Annotated in this window: 17 protein-coding genes; 16 read left to right on the forward strand and 1 reads right to left on the reverse strand. The window is 60.8% G+C overall.

The genetic code is table 11. The features are described 5' to 3' along the window. The first annotated feature begins 7 nt into the window (after positions 1 to 7). From DWV20_RS10030 to DWV20_RS02635, 6 genes are all read left to right on the forward strand, one after another. Positions 8 to 841 (forward strand): hypothetical protein, encoded by an 834-nt coding sequence (locus DWV20_RS10030; protein ID WP_233539758.1) that lies wholly within the window; start codon positions 8 to 10, stop codon positions 839 to 841. 136 nt (positions 842 to 977) lie between these two features. After that, positions 978 to 1367: a YtxH domain-containing protein gene (locus DWV20_RS02615; protein ID WP_099432470.1), complete on the forward strand. Its 390-nt coding sequence runs from the start codon at positions 978 to 980 to the stop codon at positions 1365 to 1367. Then, a complete protein-coding gene (locus tag DWV20_RS02620; protein ID WP_117758586.1) occupies positions 1367 to 2122 on the forward strand; it encodes a PRC-barrel domain containing protein in 756 nt (251 codons plus the stop codon). Before DWV20_RS02615 ends, DWV20_RS02620 begins: the two co-directional genes overlap by 1 nt. Before the next feature lie 72 nt (positions 2123 to 2194). Next, complete coding sequence (locus DWV20_RS02625) at positions 2195 to 3601, forward strand: polysaccharide deacetylase family protein (protein WP_233539759.1); 1407 nt, start codon at positions 2195 to 2197, stop codon at positions 3599 to 3601. Positions 3602 to 3929: 328 nt separating this feature from the next. Next, a complete protein-coding gene (locus tag DWV20_RS02630) occupies positions 3930 to 5774 on the forward strand; it encodes a magnesium transporter (RefSeq protein WP_118256318.1) in 1845 nt (614 codons plus the stop codon). Between the two features lie 74 nt (positions 5775 to 5848). After that, a complete protein-coding gene (locus tag DWV20_RS02635) occupies positions 5849 to 7045 on the forward strand; it encodes an Nramp family divalent metal transporter (RefSeq protein WP_117637211.1) in 1197 nt (398 codons plus the stop codon). 363 nt (positions 7046 to 7408) lie between these two features. On the opposite strand, the gene DWV20_RS02640 is transcribed toward DWV20_RS02635, so the two are convergent. Next, entirely contained in the window at positions 7409 to 9625 is a 2217-nt protein-coding gene (locus DWV20_RS02640; RefSeq protein ID WP_117758588.1) for an acyltransferase family protein, read from the reverse strand. Positions 9626 to 9810: 185 nt separating this feature from the next. Here DWV20_RS02640 and DWV20_RS02645 point away from each other — a divergent pair, with 185 nt between their 5' ends. The 10 genes from DWV20_RS02645 (at position 9811) to DWV20_RS02690 (ending at position 21233) form a co-directional block, all read left to right on the forward strand. Beyond that, positions 9811 to 10773: a ribokinase gene (locus DWV20_RS02645; protein WP_118256319.1), complete on the forward strand. Its 963-nt coding sequence runs from the start codon at positions 9811 to 9813 to the stop codon at positions 10771 to 10773. A gap of 30 nt (positions 10774 to 10803) precedes the next feature. Beyond that, positions 10804 to 11778 (forward strand): nucleoside hydrolase, encoded by a 975-nt coding sequence (locus tag DWV20_RS02650; protein ID WP_118256320.1) that lies wholly within the window; start codon positions 10804 to 10806, stop codon positions 11776 to 11778. A gap of 227 nt (positions 11779 to 12005) precedes the next feature. After that, a complete protein-coding gene (locus DWV20_RS02655) occupies positions 12006 to 13016 on the forward strand; it encodes a LacI family DNA-binding transcriptional regulator (protein WP_117655452.1) in 1011 nt (336 codons plus the stop codon). A gap of 260 nt (positions 13017 to 13276) precedes the next feature. Next, positions 13277 to 14677, forward strand: a complete 1401-nt coding sequence (locus tag DWV20_RS02660) for an L-fucose/L-arabinose isomerase family protein (RefSeq protein ID WP_117758592.1) — start codon at positions 13277 to 13279, stop codon at positions 14675 to 14677. Between the two features lie 2 nt (positions 14678 to 14679). Next, positions 14680 to 15516, forward strand: a complete 837-nt coding sequence (locus DWV20_RS02665; protein WP_199411442.1) for a transketolase — start codon at positions 14680 to 14682, stop codon at positions 15514 to 15516. Further along, entirely contained in the window at positions 15509 to 16447 is a 939-nt protein-coding gene (locus DWV20_RS02670) for a transketolase family protein (protein WP_118256321.1), read from the forward strand. The genes DWV20_RS02665 and DWV20_RS02670 overlap by 8 nt, the downstream gene beginning before the upstream one ends. 174 nt (positions 16448 to 16621) lie before the next feature. Beyond that, positions 16622 to 18112 carry a glycerol kinase GlpK gene (locus DWV20_RS02675; RefSeq protein WP_118256322.1) on the forward strand — a complete coding sequence of 497 codons (1491 nt, stop codon included), beginning with the start codon at positions 16622 to 16624 and terminating at the stop codon, positions 18110 to 18112. Between the two features lie 152 nt (positions 18113 to 18264). Then, positions 18265 to 18753 (forward strand): S-ribosylhomocysteine lyase, encoded by a 489-nt coding sequence (locus DWV20_RS02680; RefSeq protein WP_117640520.1) that lies wholly within the window; start codon positions 18265 to 18267, stop codon positions 18751 to 18753. A gap of 201 nt (positions 18754 to 18954) precedes the next feature. Continuing rightward, a complete protein-coding gene (locus DWV20_RS02685; protein ID WP_117646431.1) occupies positions 18955 to 19794 on the forward strand; it encodes a PRD domain-containing protein in 840 nt (279 codons plus the stop codon). A 68-nt stretch (positions 19795 to 19862) separates the two neighbouring features. Beyond that, positions 19863 to 21233, forward strand: a complete 1371-nt coding sequence (locus DWV20_RS02690) for a PTS transporter subunit EIIC (RefSeq protein WP_158565462.1) — start codon at positions 19863 to 19865, stop codon at positions 21231 to 21233. Positions 21234 to 21307: the final 74 nt, after the last annotated feature.

Raw genomic sequence — 21307 nt, forward strand, 5'->3', positions numbered from 1 at the left:
GAGAGTTATGGCAGGCCTGTTCAACATCCTTAAGGTCACCGTCAGCGAGGACAAGATCTGCGCGCATGTGCTGGTGAACCCCGGCATGCCGCTCATGACCTCGGAGGACATCGAGGCCACGGCGCGCGTGTACTACCTGGTGCCTGCGATTGCCAAGCACCTGTGCCTGGGCGATTCCGGTCGCGAATTTCAGGACTGCATGGGCCAGACTGAGCTTTGCCACCTGCTAGAGCACGTGACGGTCGAGCTCATGAACGAGACCGGTCTTGCCGGCAGCATCTCGTGCGGTCGCACGCGCGTGAGCGAGCACGACGAGCGCGTCTTTGAGGTTGAGCTTTCGTGTCCCGATGACGCGTTGGCCATTGGTGCGCTGTCGTCGGCGACCTTTATGATGGATTGGGCGTACCTGCACGCCGACCAGCCGGCTCCCGATGTGGACGGTACGGTCGCGGGCCTGCGCAACCTGGTGCTGGGCATGCGCGCCGAGGCCGAGGGCAAGGATCCTCACGAGGCCGTCGCCGCTGCGAACGGCGAAGATGCTGCCGAGGACGAGGGCGCTGACGAGGGCGATGTGCCGGTCGACGCCGAGCCCGTTGCCGATGCGACCGCCGAGCCCGTTCCCACCGAGCCCCAGGGCGTCCCCAACTTTGACGACGAGCCCCAGGTGGCGATTGATACCGAGGGCGCGGTTGCCGAGAGCCACGAGGCCTCCGCTGCCGTCTTTGGCGGTGCGGCGACGGTTCCGGCAGGACCTGCGCATGAGGGCGGCCTGCCGCTCGTGGACGGCGCCGGCGAGGACCCGGGTGCCACGGTGGCCATGCCGGCTATGCCTCAGGAGTAGGCCTACGCGTTTATCACCATCACGTACCTGCACCTTTGCCGTACGCAGATGAGCGGAGCGGCAAGTGATGCGCTGCGGGTATAATGGACAGCATTCAAACGGTGGGCGCCGACGTGCCCGCAGGAGAGGAATGATCATGGGTAAGACTTTCAGCTTTGTCTCCGGCGCACTTTTTGGTGCTGCTGCCGGCGCTATTATCGGTGTTGCTCTGGCTCCGCGCTCGGGCGCCGAGACCCGCGCCATGGCTGCCGATATCGCCAACGACGCCTGGGACAATATGCGCGACACCTACGAGCACAGCGCCGAGGAGGCCCGTGCTGCGGTGAATGACTTTGGCCCGATGGTCGACGCCAAGACCGACGACCTGCGCGCCAAGGTCGACCTGGCCCGCGAGCGCATGGACCAGCTGCGTGAGCAGCTCAACGACGCCATTTCGGGTGGCAACGTGACGCCTGCCGCCGACGTCGTGGTCGAGAACGCCGTCGAGGCTGATACCGAGGCTGCGGAGCCCTCGACCGAGGCATAATGCGCGCCGGGGATTTTGTCGGCGCCAAGATTTATCGCAAGCCTACCGAGGACAAGCGCACCAAAAAGGACGGCACGCCGCGCAGCCCTAAAAAGCTCGGAAAGATTCACTTTCCGGTCTTTACCCCGGGCGGTACGCGCGTGGTCGGCTTTATGGTCCGCCAGTCCGATATCGCGGGCATGATCGAGCGCCCCGACCGATTCGTAGCGCTCGACGCCATTGGTGTCTACGAGGGTGCCATTGCGGTCGATGACGTCAAGGACACGTACGATGCTGCCGCCGCCAAGCGCCTCGACATCAACCTGGACGATTGCATCATCTGGGTTGGCATGGACGTGCGCACGGAATCGGGCGATGTCGTGGGCTACTGCTCGGACGTTGAGTTCAAGCCACGCTCGGGTGTCGTGCAGGCATTCTATGTGACCGCCGGTGCCGCTTCGAGCGTGCTGGTGGGCGACACGCAGGTGCCACCGACGATGCTGCGCGGCTACGAGAACGGCGCGATGGTCGTCTCGGACGAGGTCAAGTCGCTCGGGTATTCGGGCGGTGCGGCTGCCAAGGCCGCCGAGGCCAGCGTCGTGGTGGGCGATAAGGTCAAAAAGGGCGCCAAGGTACTCGACGATAAGGGATCGGTTGCCGTGGACAAGGGCAGCCGCGCACTGGGCAAGCAGCTCGGCAAGACGCGCGGCATGTTCAAGGCCTTTAAGGACGAATACCAAAAGGCGAGCGGAGGCTCGTCAAAAGCTACAAAATAGCGACGTACCAAATGATGGGAGGCAAGCCGGAGACCTGTTGCTCCGGCTTGCTGTGTTTATGGGGGAGGGCATATGCGCCAAAACGGATCCAACTTAAACGGGCGTTCGGGTACGCGTCCGACGGCGCGCCGCGATCTGGGGCAGCTGCCCAGCGGTCAGCGCAAGCGTCACCGTAAGCCCGGCGCGATGTACCTCAACCATAGCCGCGGCTTTAGCGATCGCAGCGCGCGCATCGGCAACAGCCGTACGCCCCGTCGTTCGTCTCGCCTGCCCTATGCGCTCATCGCCGTGGGTTGCGCACTCGTGCTGTTTATCGCTGCCGTCGTGGGCTACGTCAACCGCAGCGTGGACGTGGAACTCAACGGCCAGAAGACCGCGGTGCGCGTGGGCTCTACGCTGCAGAATCTCATAGACGACCAGGAGTTGACTGACACCTACGACGTAGGCGACCTACTGGCCGTCGATGACAGCGTGCTCAAGCGCCATGGGGGCGAAAAGCTGTCGGTGAAGGTCGACGGCAAGCGCGTGAAGCAGGGCAAATGGGATAGCCGCGAACTTGAGGGCGGCGAGAAGGTGACGGTCAAGGATGGCCGTAACACCTACGAGAAGCACGAGATTCAGGCTACGGTTATCGAGCCCAAGCTCAAGGTCGAGGGCACGGGCGCCATAGAGTATGTGCAGACGTGGGGTGTCCAGGGCCGCTCCGAGGTGTGGGTTGGTGAGCAGTCGGGCAAGACGCAGGACCGCGGCGAGGTTGTGCCCGCCACCGATTGCGTCGTTGCGTGCGCCAGCGTGGCGCCCAAGGGCAACAAAAAGTACGTGGCGCTGACGTTTGACGAGGGTCCGAGCGGCGCGACCAAGCAGATTTTGCAGGTACTCAAGGAAAAGGGCGTCACCGCGACGTTCTTCCTGTCGGGCGATGCGGCCGAGGCCTCGCCTGCTACGGCCAAGGCGATTGTCGACGCCGGGTGCGAAATCGGATCCAACGGCTACAGCGACGATTCGCTCAAGGGTCAGGACCGTGAGGCGGTACGCGAGCAGATCACGAAAGGCACCGATGCGATTAAGTCGGCGACCGGCGTGAAGACGATGCTGCTGCGTGCTCCCTACGCTGCCTTTGACGAGCAAAACTGGATTGATGCGATGGACCTGGTCTCCGCCGTGGTCTCGTGGAATATCGACTCGGGCGACTGGCTGCTCAACGGTGCCGACGAGCAGGTCTCAACGGTGCTCGATTCGGTGACGCCGGGCAATATCGTGCTGTTCACCGATAGAGACGAATGCGCCGAGCAGACGCTCGAGGCGCTGCCGCAGATTATCGACGGCCTCATTGCCGACGGCTACAAGATCGTGACGCTCAGCGACCTGGTTAAGACGGACACGTCGCTGAGCAAAAAGCTCACCTCGCTGACGAAGGTCACCATGCCCAAGGACGCCGTGTTCCCCCAACTTGCCGAGGACGATGACACCACAGAGTAGTCATTGGGTAGTCGTTTAAGAACGTCCCCAATGGCTATGTCACGGATGCGTCAGCGTTTGGTATGCCTGCAATGTGCAGCGCATAAATTCGATGCCGCAGGGCGATGCTGATGCTATAGTTACTGCGGTTAATGAGGGTCAAGAGAAAGGTTACAGGTGAAATCCAAACCTCGACCATACAGTCGATGACCCCATGCAGGTGCTTTTTGCGCATGCACGGGGTGTAAGCGTCGAGCGGCGTGCCGCCCGCGCATGCGTATACATATCCAGAAGCCCCCGGACGCCGCGCGCGCGGCCGCGTCCGGGGGAATAATGATGGGGAGCACCATTGAATTATCTGAGTGAGATGCTCAAATTGCCGGTCTTGGACGTCGACGGCGAAAAGCTCGGCGTGGTCAACGATTTTGGTATTGCTACCGGCGAAGTTTTTCCGCACGTGACGTCGCTCGCGTTCCGCGGTCCCGGCAAGACGCCGTTTATGATCAGCTGGCGCAAATGGGTCGACCGTATCGACGAGACGGGTGTACACCTTAAGACGTCGGCCACCGAAATCCGTTTTTCGTACCTGCAGCCGACCGAACTCCTGCTTGCCCGCGACGTGCTCAACAAGCAGATTGTCGACACGCAGGGCATGAAGGTCGTGCGCGTCAACGACATCAAGTTTTCCATGTCGGGCGAAAACCAGCTGCGCCTGCTGGGCGCCGAGGTCGGTGCTCGCGGTCTGCTACGCGCCATCAGCCCCGCGCTCGAGCATATCGTCGAAGGCTTTATGAAGCACCTGGGCAAGCCGCTCAGTGAGGACATCATCGCTTGGTCCTACATGGACCTGCTCGACCGCTCGACCAAGAACATTCAACTCTCGGTGTCGCACAAGACGCTCGGCGAGCTGCACCCTGCCGACATCGCCGACATTATCGAGCAGCTCGACCCGCGTCTGCGTGCGCAGGTGTTTGCGCAGCTCGATACCGCCCAGGCAGCCGAAGCTATCTCGGAGTTCGATGACGACGAGCTTATGACCGAGATGCTCGAGGGCCTGTCCGACACGGACGCATCGTCGATGCTGGCCATGATGGACCCGGACGACGCTGCCGACCTGATCGACGAGCTTGATTACGAGAAGGCCGAGAAGCTCCTGCGCCTGATGGGCGTCAAGGAGGAGAAGGCGATTCGTAACCTGCTGGGGTATGAGGACAACACCGCCGGCCGCATCATGACCTCGGAGTTTGTCTCCCTGCCTGCCACGGCAACGGTCGGTGACGCCATCGAGGCGATTCGCGAGCTCGACGAGGACTTCGAGAGCGTCTACTACGTCTATACCGAGGATCCGAGCGGCATGCTGACCGGTGTGCTTTCGCTGCGAACGCTGATCGTAGCCGACCGCGACGCCACGCTGGGTCAGCTGGCCTATCGCGACCTGGTCTATGTGTCGCCCGACGAGGACCAGGAAGACGTAACGGACGAGATGACCAAGTACGACCTGGTTGCCATCCCTGTCTGCGACGAGAACCGTCATATCCTGGGTATCGTAACCTTCGACGACGCCATGGACGTTATTGCCGAGGAGCATCAGGAGGACCTGCAGATCGCCGGTGTCGGCTCGGGCGATAGCGCGTCGGACGACTCGACGAACGTGCTCAGCTGGTTCGTGCATCGCCAGTACTGGGTTGTTGTATGGGGCATCGCGTCGTGCATCATGGCGACCGTGCTGGGAACGGCGCTCGGCTCCGCGCATCTGGTGGTGTTCCCCATGTGCGCCATGCCGCTCGTGCTGCTGGCGGCCTCGCGCATGGTGTCGTTCGTCAAGAACTACTTCCTGGAGTATGACGGTCACGACGATGAGCCCAAGCCGTATCTGGGGTTCTTCTTCCAGAGCACGGGCATGGGCCTGATTCTGTCACTCGTGACCTACCTGTGCGCCCAGCTGGTGCGCACCGCTGCGTTCCCCGATGCGTCCATGTTTGAGGAGCAACTCTTTACCGGGTGCTTTAACATCGCGGCCATCGTCTGTCTGATTGGCAACATGAGCGCCGTGATTTACCTGATGGTGCTGTTCTGGCGTGACGAGCATGACCTCAACACGTCGGGCACCGCCATGAACGTTATTGCCGTCATGATCTCGTGCGTAGCGTACTGCGTCGCTGCGGTGCTGCTCACCATGTCGGTCATGGGTTAGGTGGTCGCGTGCAAGATACCAAGCAAAAGTCGGGCACCAAGCAAAAGTTGACCATCGCGGCCATCTTTGGCGCTATGGGTCCCGGTCTGCTGGCGGCGCTTTCGGGCAATGACGCCGGCGGCATTGCAACGTATTCCAGCGCGGGCGCCAGCTATGGCTATAAGATGCTCTGGATGCTTCCCGTCATGACTGTGCTGCTCATCGTGACGCAGGAGACCGCGGCGCGCTGCGGCTGCGTCACGGGTAAGGGCCTGGCATCGCTCATTCGCGAGCGCTTTGGCGTGCGCAAGAGTGTACTTGCTATGGCGGCGCTGTTGATCGCCAACACGGCTGTGACCATTTCGGAGTTTGCGGGCATCGCCAGCGGTCTTGCTCTCTTTGGCGTGCCGGCGAGCATCTCGGTGCCGTTGGTGGCGCTGCTGGTATGGATGCTTACCATGTCGGGTAGTTTCCAGCGCATCGAGAAGATTCTACTGCTGGTGAGCTGCGTGTTCGTGACCTATATCGTCGCCGCGTTTATGGCTGGCCCCAACTGGGGTGAGGTCGCGGTCGACCTGGTCGTGCCTAACATTCAAAATGACCCCAGCTACGTGTCGCTCGTGGTCGCAACGATCGGTACCACCATCGCGCCGTGGATGATTTTCTTGGCGCAGAACAACGTGGTCGATAAGAACGCGGGCGAGGACGATATCGTGCTGCAGCGCATCGATACCGTGAGCGGCTCGCTTGCCGCTGATGTCATTGCCGGCTTTATTATCATTACGACCGGTACGGTGCTGTTCCCGGCGGGTATTCAGATTAGCGATGCTGCCGATGCTGCCCGCGCGCTGGAGCCTATTGCGGGTCAGTGGTCTACGGTACTGTTTGCCTCGGGCCTGGTCGCGGCGAGTTTCTTGGCTGCCTGCGTGCTGCCGGGCGTTACGTCGAGCGCTATCTGCGAGGCATTTGGCTGGGAGCGCGGTGCCGATCGCAGCTGGGACGAGGCCCCGGTCTATCGCGGCATCATTACGGCCATCATCGGCATCTCTGCCGTGCTGGTGCTTATGCCCGGCGTCGATCTGTTCCAGATTATGATGACCTCGCAGGTCATCAATGGCGTGCTGCTGCCCGTGGTTCTGGTGTTCCAGGTGGTTATTGCCGCTGACCGTCACATTATGGGCACTAACCGCAACGGCCGCGTGTGGAATGTGCTCACTTGGGCGACTATCGGTGTGATTACGGTGCTCACGGTCGTTATGTTTGTTCTGCAGGCGATGGGTTACAGCGCTTAGCGCCTCCTTTGGACTCCAAACAGGCCGCTGCCATGGGTTGCGGACTGTATTTTGCCTGTTATAGGGGGTTAGTAATATGCGTGTGGACAAAAAATGCCAAATATGAGTACTGTTGCCTGGATGATAGTATTTACGACCAAGAAAATAATGAACATATCTAAAAATCTGTTCATTAAAAGCGAAGCTCCAAGTCTTAAGCCGGCCATTCTGGTCAACTGGAAGGGTCGCGCGCTACCGCTTGGGCGCCATTTTGGGTGGTTTTGCCTGCTACTAAAATGGTAACAGTACTCATATTTGCCCCTTTTTGTCCACGACCTCTTGGAGCCGGCTCGAAAAGAGTGATTTTGGGTTGTTTGCTGCAGGCTACTTGTCGGTGCCCAGTTTGTGCGGCTTGAGAGCGAGCGCATTGACGAGTGCGTCGGTGGCAGACTTGACGGCTGCCGGTTGCGGATCGTTGACGTGATCCTCGGGATGCACGGGCAGGTCCTTCTTGACTGCATCGTGGATCAAGTTGAGGTACTCAGTTACGCCAGTGGTCGATAGATGCGTGCCATCGCCATCGAACAGGTCGTTGCGGTTGGCGCTGTATCCGTACCAGTCGATAACGCGCACGTTCTTGTAGCGCGTAGCGGCGTTGGCGATGGCCTGGTTGGTAGAGCCAACCCACGGCTGCGGGCTGCGCGTGTTCACAAACACCACAATACGCTTATCTCCCGCATCGGCCATGATGGCGTCGATCTGGTCGTCGGTTACCAAGCCGTTGGTGCCCAGTGCAAAGACCACGATCTTGCCGGCAAGGTTCTGTTGGAGATAGCCCTCAAATGCCGCGCGGCCCGCATCGAACTGGCGGCCCTTTTCGGCATCGATGTGACTGTGGGGGAACACGCCGTCGAAGGAATCGACGGCGCGCAGCGACACGGAGTCACCGATCATCAGCAGGTCGTAGGATCCGTCGGGGAAGCCGTCGTTGTCCTTGTCGGTGTCGTCGGCCGCCTGCTGGTCGGTGGGCGCGGTGTTTTTGGCTTCCTTGTTGAGGACTTCGGCGCCCTCACCGCTCAGTGCGGAGGTCTCCGGCACAAAGATCAGGCCGCCCAGTGCAACGACCAACACGACAGCGCAGGCTGCGCAGACAGGGACGTGCGCGCGTACCCAGTTGGCGGGCGTGGTGGCGCCGTCGCGAAACTCGGATACGGTGCGCCCAAAGGCGCCCTTTCTAAACGGCGTCTCGATAAAGCGATATGAACATTCGGCTGCGGCGACCACCAACAACACCTGCAAAATGTACTGCCACCACGGCGTATCGTTGATGTTGGCGACCGGGTTCATGAGCAACAGTAGCGGATAGTGCCACAGGTAGATGCTGTACGAGCGCTTGCCAACCCACACGAGCGGCTCGGCGGACAGTGCGCGGGCAACCATTCCCTGGGGCTGCACGCAGGCCGCGATGACCATGAGCGTGAGGATGGAGCATAGCAGCGTGCCGCCGCGATACTGGAACGCGGTGTAGCCGTTGGTGAGCGCGACCATGGCGGCAAGGCCAACCAGACCCACGACGCCCAACACATCGATGGATGCGGGCGAGGACCAAAAGCGCACGAGGGCGCTCGGCTGTGCCGGGACGGTCTCGGCTGCGTTGTCGGCCTTCTCGCCAGGCTTGCCCTCGGCGTTCTTGCCGTGCTTGGCGGCGCCAGCCAGGCGATTGAGCCCCAAACGATGAGCGAGACACACCGGCGCCAGGTCGCGATCGGGGATAAAGGCCATCCAGGCGCCCAGCAGCAGCGAGAAGACGCGGGTGTCGGTGCCGTAGTACACGCGGCTGGGGTCGGCGGCAGGGTTATAGAGCACCATCATGGCGATGGCGGAGACAGCAGCCAGGCCCAGAACCATGCGGCGCGTGTTGGGCTTGCTCATGTGCATGGATACCATAGCGAGCAGCAGCGGTGGCCAAACCAGGTAGAACTGTTCCTCGATGGCGAGCGACCAAAAGTGCGTAAGCGGCGAGGGGTCGCCCAGGGCGTTGAAGTACGAGACGTCCTGCATAATCTGCCACCAGTTGTTAAAGAACAGCAGCGACGGCAGAATGTCGGGACGCATCTTGGTGAGCATCACGTGGTTAAAGATGGTGCACAGCGCGCAGGTCACGAACACTACCGTTACCACGGCGGGGACCAGGCGACGGATGCGGCGAATCCAGAAGCTCTTAAGGTCGATGCGACCGGTCTTAGCGACTTCGTTGAGCAGCAAGCGCGTGATCAGATAGCCCGAAAGCACAAAGAAGATCGTGACGCCAAGCAGGCCGCCCTGAGCCCACGTGAGGTTGAGGTGATAGAGCACCACCGCGACGACGGCAAGCGTGCGCAGGCCGTCAAGGGCAGGGATGTAGCGGGACTTGGGGCGAGCAGGCGTCTGCTCCGCGGCGGGTGTGTTGGCGCGGCCCGCGTTGTTGGCAGAAGCGCGATGGGGGCTCGCGGTGCGTCGCGGCTCGTTGGCACGGCGTTCGCCCTTCACGCGTTCGTGCGGCGCCGGCTCGTTGCCCGTGCGGCGTCGACCGCGCGAGCCCGATTGCGAGAATTGTTCCATAAAACATCATCCAATGACGAGAATAATCAGCACGTATTCATTGTAGCTGCCTGCTCCTGTGAATGCTTGCTGCTGGCGCAACCTCAAGGGTGCGTTCACATCAAAGTGAACTAAAGTTATAGAGGTGCGAGAGCGCACGATCGACGCCGACGGTGGGCGTAAGGCCTGCAGACGAGGAGGTTTCCATGGCAGACAACGGCATTGTTGCGGTGTTCGGCAGTATGAACATGGACCTTTCGGTGGCGTGCAAGCGCATGCCGCGCGCGGGCGAGACCGTCGGTGGCAGCGGTTTTATCACCAATGCCGGTGGTAAGGGCGCTAACCAGGCCGTCGCCGCCGCGCGCATGGGTGCGCGAACGTGCATGATCGGCGCTGTCGGGCGCGATGCGTTTGGCGATGTGCTGGTGGCGGGACTTCGGGATGCCGGCGTGGGCGTTGAGTTTGTGGCGCGTCGCGATGACGTGGAGACCGGTACCGCGACTATCATTCGCTGTGAGAGCGACAACCGCATCGTGCTGTCGCCGGGTGCCAACCATGCGCTTGCAGGCGATGATGTGGCCTGTGCGTTGCGCTATCTGGTGGCCGATGAGCTCGATCGCGATGTCTGCGGGCTCGCCCCCGCGGCCGGAAGCGTCTTTATCGCCCAGGGCGAATGTGACCTTGCGGCGACGGCCGAGGCGCTTATTTGCGCTCACGAGCTGGGGTTCTATACGGTCTTTAACCCCGCGCCGGCCTGCGCCCTGCCGGCGGGTGCGTGGCCCGCAGTCGACCTGGTCTGTCCCAACGAGACCGAATGCCAGGCGCTGACGGGCATTCTGCCCGCAGATGACGCGAGTTGTGTCGAAGCGCTTAATGCCCTGCTCGGCAAAGGCGCTGGCGCCGCGGTCATTACGCTGGGCGGTGCCGGTTCGGTTACGCTCGGTGATGACGGCGAGCTGCTGCGCATGCCGTCGCTTTCGAGCACGGTAGTCGACACCACGGCGGCCGGCGATACGTTTATCGGCGCGTTGGCGGCGGCTCGCCTAGAGGGCTTGCCGCTCTTTGAGTGCATGGCCGCGGGTGCTCGCGCCTCGGCAGTGACGGTGTCGCGCCTGGGCGCTCAGCAATCGATTCCCACGCGTGCCGAAGTTGAACATTGGTTTGGTTAAACGATAAAGACGGAGAAGCGGAGTAGAACAATGGCAACCAAGAAGCTGATCCTTGATCTGGATATGGGTGTGGACGATGCGATGGCGCTGGCCTATGCCATCGCGAGCCCCGAGGTGGAGCTCGTGGGCATCACCACGTGCTTTGGCAACGTGCGCGTCGAGCAATCGGCGCACAACTGCCTGGCGGTGCTCGATCTGCTGGGTCGCCCCGAGGTTCCGGTGTACCTGGGCGCCGATCGTCCCATTAAGGCGACTGAGCCCTATACGCCGCCGGCGTCCACCACACTCATCCATGGCAAGAACGGCATTGGCGGGGCGAGCGTGCCCGCGTCGCCGTACGAGCCGGTGGGGGCGACGTCGGCCGACGGTAACGCGGCGGTCGATTACCTGATTGATGCCGCGCGCACCTATGGTCCCAATCTGGTCTACGTGGCGACCGGCCCGCTCTCCAACCTGGCACTTGCCTTGGAGCGCGATGCGGCGGCGATGATGTCTATCGGCCGCGTGGTCGTGATGGGCGGTGCGCTTACCGTGCCCGGAAACGTGAGCGCGGGCGCCGAGGCCAACATGGCAAGTGATCCCGAGGCGGCCGATGCCGTGCTGCGTTCGGGCCGCAAGCTCACTATGGTGGGTCTGGATGTGACGCATCGCGTGGTGCTCACGCGTCGCGACATTGCCGGCTGGACGGGCTCGGGCACCATGGCCGGTTGTGCGTTTGCGAGCATGGTGGAGCACTACATTAGCTCGTACGAGATGAACGCCTCCTACCTGGGTGGCTGCGCGCTGCACGATCCGCTTGCCGTCGCCGTGGCGATTGACCCCACGCTCGTGGGCGCGCTCGGCTGTAACTTGCGCATCGACCTGCTTGGCGAGTATCGCGGCCGCACCATCTGCGATGAGCGCCGTGTGGCCGATCCCGACAAGAGCGCACTCGTGGCACTGACCGTCGACGCCCCGCGCTTTCTGTCCGAGTTCAAGGCGCGTATGGCCCGCGTCCTGGGCTAAATGTTTTTCACGCCCCGCCCCATGTAGTCAATTTGGGACGGGGCTTTTTTAGCTACCGAGTAAATGTGCCCGTTGGGGGAATAGTCGCACCACTTTGCTTGACAACAGGCTAAACTAGCTATTAAACATTTACTATTCTGTTTAGATTGAATTTGCGGTCGTTTAGTTATCGAGTCACGGGGCGGTCAGGCCACGATGCTCGACCGCGACCGTTACTAGGGGGAACAATGGCTAAAGCAAGTGTTCGCGAGATCAGCCGCATCACCGGTTTTTCGCCTGCGACCGTGTCCAACGCGCTCAACCGCAAGCGCAGCGTGAGCGAGGAGACCGCCAAGGTCATCCTGGAGTGCGCACAATCGCTCGGATACCAGCAGTCGACGCAGCTCGAGAGTATCCAGTTCGTGCTTGCGCGCAAGACGGGTGCCATCCTGGACGAGAGCACCTTCCATCCCGCGGTTATTGAGGGCGTGGAGCGTCAGGCGCGTCGCCACGGCATGAGCACGAGCTTTGTCTCGCTCGACTTTAGCGACCTGGACGCCGTGCGCCCGCAGGTCGAGGGCCTGATCGCCGATCCGTCCGCCGCCATTGTGCTAATGGGTACGGAGTTGGGCGAGGAGGACTACGCCCTGTTCGCTAACGCCGCCGCCCACCTGATTGTGCTCGATGGCTGGAGCGATCGCCAGTATTTCGACGCCGTGGTCATTGCCAACACCGATTCGGTGCTGCGCGCCGTGGACTACCTTATCGAGAAAGGCCACAAGCAGATCGGCTATCTGGCGGGCGACCTTCGTATTCGCAACTTTAAGGATCGCGAGCGCGGCTATCGCCAAGCGCTTGAGGACGCGGGCCTCGAGGCCAATCCGGCATGGCGTGTCACGTTGGGCACCACGCTCGAGGGTGCCTATCGCGACATGGGCGTGTGGCTCGACAGCGTCTCGCACGACGACCTGCCGACGGCTTTCTTTGCCGAGAACGACGTGCTCGCCGTGGGTGCCATGCGCGCGCTCAACGAGCACGGCATACGTGTGCCCGACGATGTCTCGATCATCGGCTTTGACGACCTATCTCTGGGTGCCTTCTCCAACCCGCCGCTCACCACGGTGCACGTTCCCAAGCACGAGGTGGGCGAGATCGCGGTGCGCCGCCTGGTGGGCAACATCCGCAATCCCAAGAGCTATACCTGCAAAACGGCCGTATCGACCTATTTTGTCGAGCGCCAGAGCGTGCGCGAAATCTAGGCAGAACGGCGCCAGACCTCAGAGCGGAAAAGTCCGCCAAAGGCAACCATATATGACGCTACCAAGAGAGAGGGTCCTACGGGGCCCTCTTTTTGTTGCCCTTGTATGTTCAGATTGTTTACATACCGTTTAGGCTGATTTCTCTACCGTTTACGGGACTTTCGCGCTAAACTACTAAACAAAAGAGTAAAACATTTAGTAAACAGAACAAAACGAAACATGCGTCTGTTTACTGAACATGTGATTAGGGGAGGACGTACATGGATAAGATCAAGCTCGGTTTCGTGCCCACGCGCCGCAGCATCTTTAGCGCGCCGGACGCGATCAAGTATCGCGGCCTTACGGCTGATCGCCTGCGCGAGATCGGCGTCGACATCGTGGATATCGACGACATCAACGACGAGGGCCTGCTGTTCGACGACAGCCATATCGCGCCTATCGTCGAGAAGTTCCGCGCCGAGGGCGTCGATGGCATCATGCTGTGCCACGCCAACTTTGGTACCGAGTACGTTTGCGCCCGCCTTGCCCGCGAGCTCGGTCTGCCCGTGCTGCTGTGGGGTCCGCGCGACGAGCGCCCCGAGCCCGACGGCACCCGCCTGCGCGATAGCCAGTGCGGCCTGTTCGCCACCGGCAAGGTCCTGCGCCGCTTCCAGGTGCCCTTCACCTACATGACCAACTGCCGCCTGACCGATCCCGAGTTCGAGCGCGGCGTCTGGGACTTTTTGGCCGTGTGCAACGTGGTCAAGACCTTCAAGCACACCCGTATTCTGCAGATGGCCACCCGTCCGTTCGACTTCTGGTCGACCATGTGCAACGAGGGCGAGCTGCTCGAGAAGTTCAACATCCAGCTTTCGCCCATCCCCATGACCGAGCTTGTCCAGGCCGTGCGCGACGCCCAGGCCGACGAGCAGGCCATGGCAGCCATGCTCGCCCACATTGCCGACAGCTTTGAGATCTGCATCCCCGAGGATAAGGTCCCCGCTGTGGCCGGTCTTGCCATCGCCATGAAGCGCTTGGTCGAGAAGTACGGTTGCAACGCCGGTGCCATCCAGTGCTGGAACGCCCTGCAGGACGAGTTGGGCATTATGCCCTGCGCCGCCAACGCCATCCTTAACGAGATGGGTATCCCCGTCGTGTGCGAGACAGATATCCACGGCGCCATCACCGCGCTGATGGTCGAGGCTGCCGATCTGGGCCGTCACCGCGGCATGTTCGCCGACTGGACCGTGCGTCATCCCGACAACGAGAACGGCGAGCTGCTGCAGCACTGTGGCCCCTGGCCCTGCAGCTGTGCGGCCGTCAAGCCCAAGCTCACCTACCCGCTGGCGTTCGATCACCCCGGCGCGCTGACGGCCGAGGCCAAGCACGGCGACCTCACCCTTGCCCGTTTTGACGGCGACAACGGCGAGTACTCGCTGCTGCTGGGCAATGCCCGCGGCATCGACGGCCCGGCCGGCATGGGCACCTACCTGTGGGTCGAGGTCGACAACCTCAAGCGCCTCGAGGCCAAGATCGTCGAGGGTCCCTACATCCACCACTGCGTCGCCATTCACGCCAACGTCGTGCCGGTGCTCTACGAGGCGTGCAAGTACATCGGCATTGCCCCCGACTTATACGACCCGATTGAAGAAGACGTCAAAGCCTACCTGCGAGGAGAGTAGAAATGGCAACTATCGAAGAGCTTGAGTCCCTGCGTTGGGACCTTCGCCGCGATTGCGTCGATATCATCATGGCTGGCGCCGGCGGCCACATCGGCGGCGACATGTCGGTGATCGACGCCCTCATGACCCTCTACGCCAACCATCTCAACATTTCGCCCGAGACCGTCGACGATCCCAACCGCGATCGCTTCGTGCTCTCTAAGGGTCATGCCATGGAGGCCTACTACGCGGTGCTCTGCCACGAGGGCTATCTGGACCTCGATGACGTCAAGGCCCGCTTCTCCAAGTTCGGCAGCCCCTACATCGGTCACCCCAACAACAAGCTCAAGGGCATCGAGATGAACTCGGGCTCGCTGGGTCACGGTCTGCCCGTGGCCGTGGGCATGGCGCTTGCCGGCAAGATGGACGGCCGCGACTACCGCGTCTGCACCATCATGGGCGACGGCGAGCTTGCCGAGGGCTCGGTCTGGGAGGGCGCTATGAGCGGCGGCAACTACCAGCTCGATAACCTGTGCGCGCTCGTGGACCGCAACCGCCTGCAGATCAGCGGCAGCACCGAGGACGTTATGAAGCAGGACTCGCAGGAGGAGCGCTGGGCCGCCTTCGGCTGGAACGTGCTCTCCATTCCGGGCAACGACGTCCAGGCCATCGACGCCGCGCTGACGCTGGCCGCCGAGACCAAGGGTAAGCCCACGGTCATCATCCTCAACACGGTGAAGGGCTACGGCTCGCCGGTTATGGAGGACAAGGCCTCCTGGCATCATCATCTGCCCAACGATGAGGAATATGCCCAGATCATCGCCGATTTCGCTGCCCATAAGGAGGCTATCAATGGCTAACAAGATCGCCAACCGCAAGGTTATCTGCGACACGCTGCTCGAGGCCGCCGCAACTGACAAAGACATCGTCGTCCTGTGCTCCGACTCCCGCGGCTCCGCATCGCTCACGCCGTTCTTCGATCAGTATCCCCAGCAGTCCATTGAGGTCGGCATTGCCGAGCAGGACCTGGTGAGCATCGCCGCCGGCATGGCCTCGTGCGGCAAGAAGGCCTGGGCCGCCTCGCCGGCGTCCTTTGTGACCACGCGTTCGTATGAGCAGTGCAAGGTCGACGTCTCGTACTCCAACACCAACGTCAAGCTCATCGGCATCTCGGGCGGCGTGTCCTATGGCGCCCTGGGTATGAGCCACCACTCCGCGCAGGATATCGCCGCCATGAGCGCGATTCCCAACATGCGCGTGTATCTGCCGAGCGACCGCTTCCAGACCGCCGAGCTTGTGCGCGCCCTGGTAGCCGACAACAAGCCGGCCTACATCCGCGTGGGGCGCAACCCGGTCGAGGACGTGTACGCCGAGGGCGAGTGCCCGTTCCAGATGGATCGCGCCACCTGGGTGCGTCGCGGCACCGATGTGACGCTTGTCGCCACCGGTGAGATGGTCCGCCATGCCGTGGACGCCGCCGATTTGCTGGCCGAGCAGGGAATCTCGGCAACGGTGCTCGACATGTACTGCGTCAAGCCACTCGACGCCGAGGCCGTGATCGAGGCCGCCGGTACCACGCGTGCCGTCGTGACGGTCGAGGAGCACAGCCCCTTCGGCGGCCTGGGTTCCATGGTCGCGCAGGTCGTGGGCGAGCATTGCCCGCGTCCGGTTAAGTGCCTGAGTCTACCCGATGCGCCGGCCATCACCGGTACGAGCCCCGAGGTCTTTGCGCACTACGGCCTGACGGGCGAGGGAATCGCCAAGACGGTCGCCGAGTTCCTCGGCAACTAGTAGAAACAGACGCTGCGCGGCCGCCAAGCACCGCACCTTGCCGTTCAAACCGTCGCTTGCGTACACAAAGTACGCGGCGGCCCTCTTTCACGGCGATCTGCGGCACTTGACGACCGCTCGCTCCTTGTCCGTCGGGTTTTAGTTTTTGAATCGACGGGGGAGACAGGAGAGTACATGAGCAAATACATCATCGGAATCGATCAATCCACGCAGGGTACCAAGGCGCTGCTGGTGGACGAGGGCGGCCATTTGATTCATCGTGCCGATCGCCCGCATCGCCAGATTGTCAACGAGGCCGGCTGGGTGAGCCATGATCCAGCCGAGATCGCCGCTAACGTGCTGGCCGTGGCACGCGCCGTGGTGGAGGAGACCGGGGTCGATCCGGCCGACGTCGCCGGCATCGGCATCTCCAATCAGCGCGAGACCACCGTTGCCTGGAGGCGCACGACGGGCGAGCCGCTGTGCGACGCCGTGGTGTGGCAGTGCGCCCGCGCCCGTGAGCTGTGCGACGAGCTGGCCGCGCGCGAGGGTGTGGCCGAGCTGGTGCGCGACACGACGGGTCTGGTACTCTCGCCCTACTATCCGGCGGGCAAGATGGCTTGGATTCTCGCGAACGTTCCCACGGCTGCCGAGGCCGCGGCGGCAGGCGAGCTGTGTCTGGGCACCATCGATGCCTGGGTGGTTTGGACGCTCACGGGCGGCGCGGAGTTCCGCTGCGACTGGTCTAACGCCAGCCGCACACAACTCTTTGACCTGCGCCGTGGCTGCTGGAGTGAGCCGGTGTGTGAGGCCTTTGGCGTCGATCCTGCCTGCCTGCCGCAGGTGACCGACTCCGATGGCATGTTCGGCACGACGGATCTGGGCGGCTTTTTGCCGGCGCCCGTGCCCATTCACGGTGTGCTCGGCGACAGCCATGCCGCCTTGTTTGCCCAGGGCTGCCACAGCCGCGGCATGGCCAAGGCGACCTATGGCACCGGCAGCTCGGTCATGATGAACGTCGGCGTCGAGTTCGTTGCCAGCTCGCACGGGCTTTCGAGCTCGCTTGCGTGGCGTATGGACGGCGTGACCGAGTATGTGCTCGAGGGCAACGTGAGCTACGCCGGCGCCGTCAAGACGTGGCTGCGCGACGACCTGGAGCTCATCAACAATCCCGAGGAAGTCACCGACCTGTGCTACGCCGCCAATCCGGCGAGCCGTGTCTACCTTGTGCCGGCGTTCACTGGCCTGGGCGCGCCGCACTGGGCGAGCGATGCCGAGGGCTGCGTCTTTGGCATGACGCGCACCACGGGCCGTGCGGAGTTCGTAAAGGCCGCCGATGAGTCGATCGCCTATCAGATCTTCGACGTCATCGATGCGATGGTCGAGGATTCGGGTGCGGCGCTGGCCGAGCTTCGTGTTGACGGCGGTCCCACGCGCGACGCGTACCTGATGCAGTTTGAGAGCGACTTGGTTGGCTCGCCCATCCGCATCGCGAGCAACGACGAGATGAGCGGCCTGGGTGCGGCCTGGGCCTGCGGCATTGCGCTGGGCATGTACACGCGCGATGTCGTCGACGTCTACGGCGCCCGCGACATCGTGGAGCCTGCCATGCCTGCCGACGTGCGAGCCAAAAAGATCGCCGGCTGGCGCCATGCCGTGAAATCTACAATCGCGTACACCGCCTAGCATGATTATTCTGAGACGGGGATTAAAAACTCATTGATCCCCGTCCCGGGCAGCTCATTTGGGACGGGGCTTTTTTGACTGGTATGATTGGTGCGACCATTCGAACCAGCTAAAAGAGCCCCGTCCCAAATTGACTACCGAGAGGAACTGCCATGGAGCGCATTGCAAGTTTTTCCGTTGACCATCTGCTGCTTGAGCCCGGCGTGTATGTGAGCCGCATCGACCGCGATCCGGCGACCGGCGCCGCCGTCACCACCTTTGACCTGCGCCTGACCACGCCCAACAAGGAGCCAGTCATGAACACGGCCGAGTGCCACACCATTGAGCATCTGGGCGCCACCTTCCTTCGCAACCATGCCGAGTGGTCGAGCCGTATCGTCTACTTTGGGCCCATGGGCTGCCGCACGGGCTTTTACCTCGTCGTTTTTGGTGAGCTGACGAGCGAGGAAATCTTGCCGCTTGTGCGTGAGCTGTTCGAGTTTGTTGCTGGCTTTGAGGGCGATATCCCCGGCGCTGCTCCCGAGGAGTGCGGCAACTACCTGGACCAGAACCTCCCCATGGCCAACTGGCTTGCGCGTCGTTATCTCGACCGCGACCTGGCCGATATCGACGAGAAGCACCTGCACTATCAGCAGGCATAGGGCCGCCCTCTGCCTCCAAACCGTTCACACGGAGATATCGACCGTTTAACTGTTTAGAAGTGTTTATTCGAGGTCATTAGCACTAGCTCGCTTAAACTAGTCCTCAGAGTGATATTCAGGCAAGGCTCCTGAAGCAGCATCTGTCGACATTGATTGTCGGATTCTGCTTCGGGAGCCTTGTTCTGTTTAGGGGGGGGACACATGGAAATTGTTAAACGAATTAATACCAGCGCTGTCCTCTGCGTCGATGGAAATGGCAGACAGTTGGTTGCATTCGGCCGTGGTCTGGGGTTTAAGAATGTCGGAGACGAGGTCCCTCTTTCGGAGATTCAACGAACGTTTTATAACGTTAGCTCTCGCTACATCGCTCTCGTTGACGAGGTCCCCGACGAGCTTCTCGAGCTTACCTCGGATGTTATTGATATGTCGACAGGTTTGCTGTCTTATGAGGTGAGCCCTAATTTGCCGTTTATCCTTGCGGACCATATCGCGTATGCGGTTAAGCGCAAAGAGCAAAATATCGTTGTCCGCATGCCTTTATCGTTTGATGTCCGCCAACAATATCCCGTCGAATTTAGAATCGGCGAGTATGCACTTAAGATAATCAGGAAACGTCTTAACGTTAGGCTTCCAGCTCATGAGGCAGTTGGAATTGCCATGGCGTTTATCAATAACATGGCCGATTCGGACTCATGCGAAGTAGTTAAAGAGTTTAGCGCGGATATCTACGATCGTGTTCTGGAGGAGTCAACCGTTGCTGTTGAAAATCGGCTTGGCATTCAAGTTGATCGGGAAGGTTTCGATTACGCAAGGTTCGCAACCCATCTTCAGTACTTATTCAATAGGTTGAACTCTGGCGAAAGCATCGTGAGCGACAACCGCAAGATGTACCTCTCGCTCAAAAAAGAATATCCGGTGGCATCAATGTGCGCCGATGATATTGCTTCTGTTCTCAGCCGACTGACGGGGCGGGAACTTATAGACGAAGAAAGACTCTACCTCATGATGCACATCAATCGAATTGCATCGAAAACAAGGTAATTAGTTGGCAAAGGCGCGCGCTTTGCTGATGGTTACATATAAAACTCAACATGGGAGAAATGGTATTTATGGCAGATACAACCAAGCTCGCTGCCGAGATTCTCGAGATGGTGGGCGGCGCAGACAACGTTACATTTGTAGCTCACTGCATGACTCGTTTAAGGTTCAACCTTAAGGACGAAAGCATCGTAGACGATGCAAAAGTCAAGGCGATTGATGGCGTGATCGACATTCGCCATTCCGCGGGGCAATATCAGGTGATTGTGGGACCTAAGGTCGATAAGGTCTATGAAATCGTTGCCAAGGAAACCGGGATTGATGCCGGAGATTCCGAGGCAAGCGAAGGAGAGACTAAGGGCTTTCTGGGAAAGCTAATGAAGCTCATCAGCGGCATCATGATGCCCGTTCTTCCTGCCTTGATCGCATGCGGAATGATAAACGCCGTCCTTAGTATTCTGACGACGGCGGGTGCTGTTTCCGCCGAGAGCGGAATATACACTCTGCTGTACGGCATGGGAAATGCCTGCATGTATTTTCTGCCCGTTCTTGTCGGATCATCTGCTGCTCAGTTCTTTGGAACCGATCGATATATCGGTGCGGTACTCGGTGCAATCCTGATTTATCCGACTTTCGTTGCTGCGGCCGGAGCGGGCGATGCGCTGGATTTGCTCGGCATGAAGTTCACAATGGTGAGCTATTCCTCCACGGTGTTTCCTGCTATCGTGGCGGCTTGGTTCGCATCCGTTCTTAATAAGTGGCTGCGGGCGGTTCTTCCCGATGTTGTGGCATTTGCGCTCGTCCCGTTCCTGACGGTTGCTGTTGCCGCCCCCGTCTCGCTCCTTGTGATCGGCCCCGTTATTCAGCAGGCGAGCTCTTTGCTTGCGACTGCAGTGCTGGCGGTCTATCAGTTCAGCCCCGTCCTTTGCGGCGTTATTCTCGGGCCGATATTCGGTCTCGTTATGATCCCCCTTGGACTCCATTGGGCCCTGATCGTGCTTTCCATCAACAATATTATGACCGTCGGCTCCGATCCTATCCTTGGACTTCTCTGCTGCAGCATGGGTGTTGTCGGCGCTTGTTTGGCGTTTGCCCTCCGCTCGAAGGACCCGAGTGAAAAGAGTCTTGGGTTCAGCTGTGCCATTACGGGCTTTTTCGGGATTACGGAACCGGCGCTGTACGGCATCATCTTGGAGCACAAGAAGATCATTATCGCTTCCATGGTCGCCGGAGCAATCAGTGCTGTTATCCCGGCGATTTTCAACACCTGTACGTTCGTTATGACGTCGAGCGGCATTTTTAGCTTCCCCGGTTATATGGATCCTTCTGGTGATATGAGCAGCCTCATCGGCGCAATTCTTTGCAATGTCGTCGGTTTAATTCTTAACTTCGTTCTCGTTTACATCCTGTATCGCCCTGATGAAGAGGCAGTAGTGGAGTAGACAATTATTTGGGATGTAAGCTGCCGAAAACCCCGCGGCAGATTGCATGTGGTGGGCTTGCCGTTGATTCACGC

This window comes from Collinsella sp. AF02-46-1 (assembly GCF_003465825.1).
GTDB lineage: Bacteria > Actinomycetota > Coriobacteriia > Coriobacteriales > Coriobacteriaceae > Collinsella.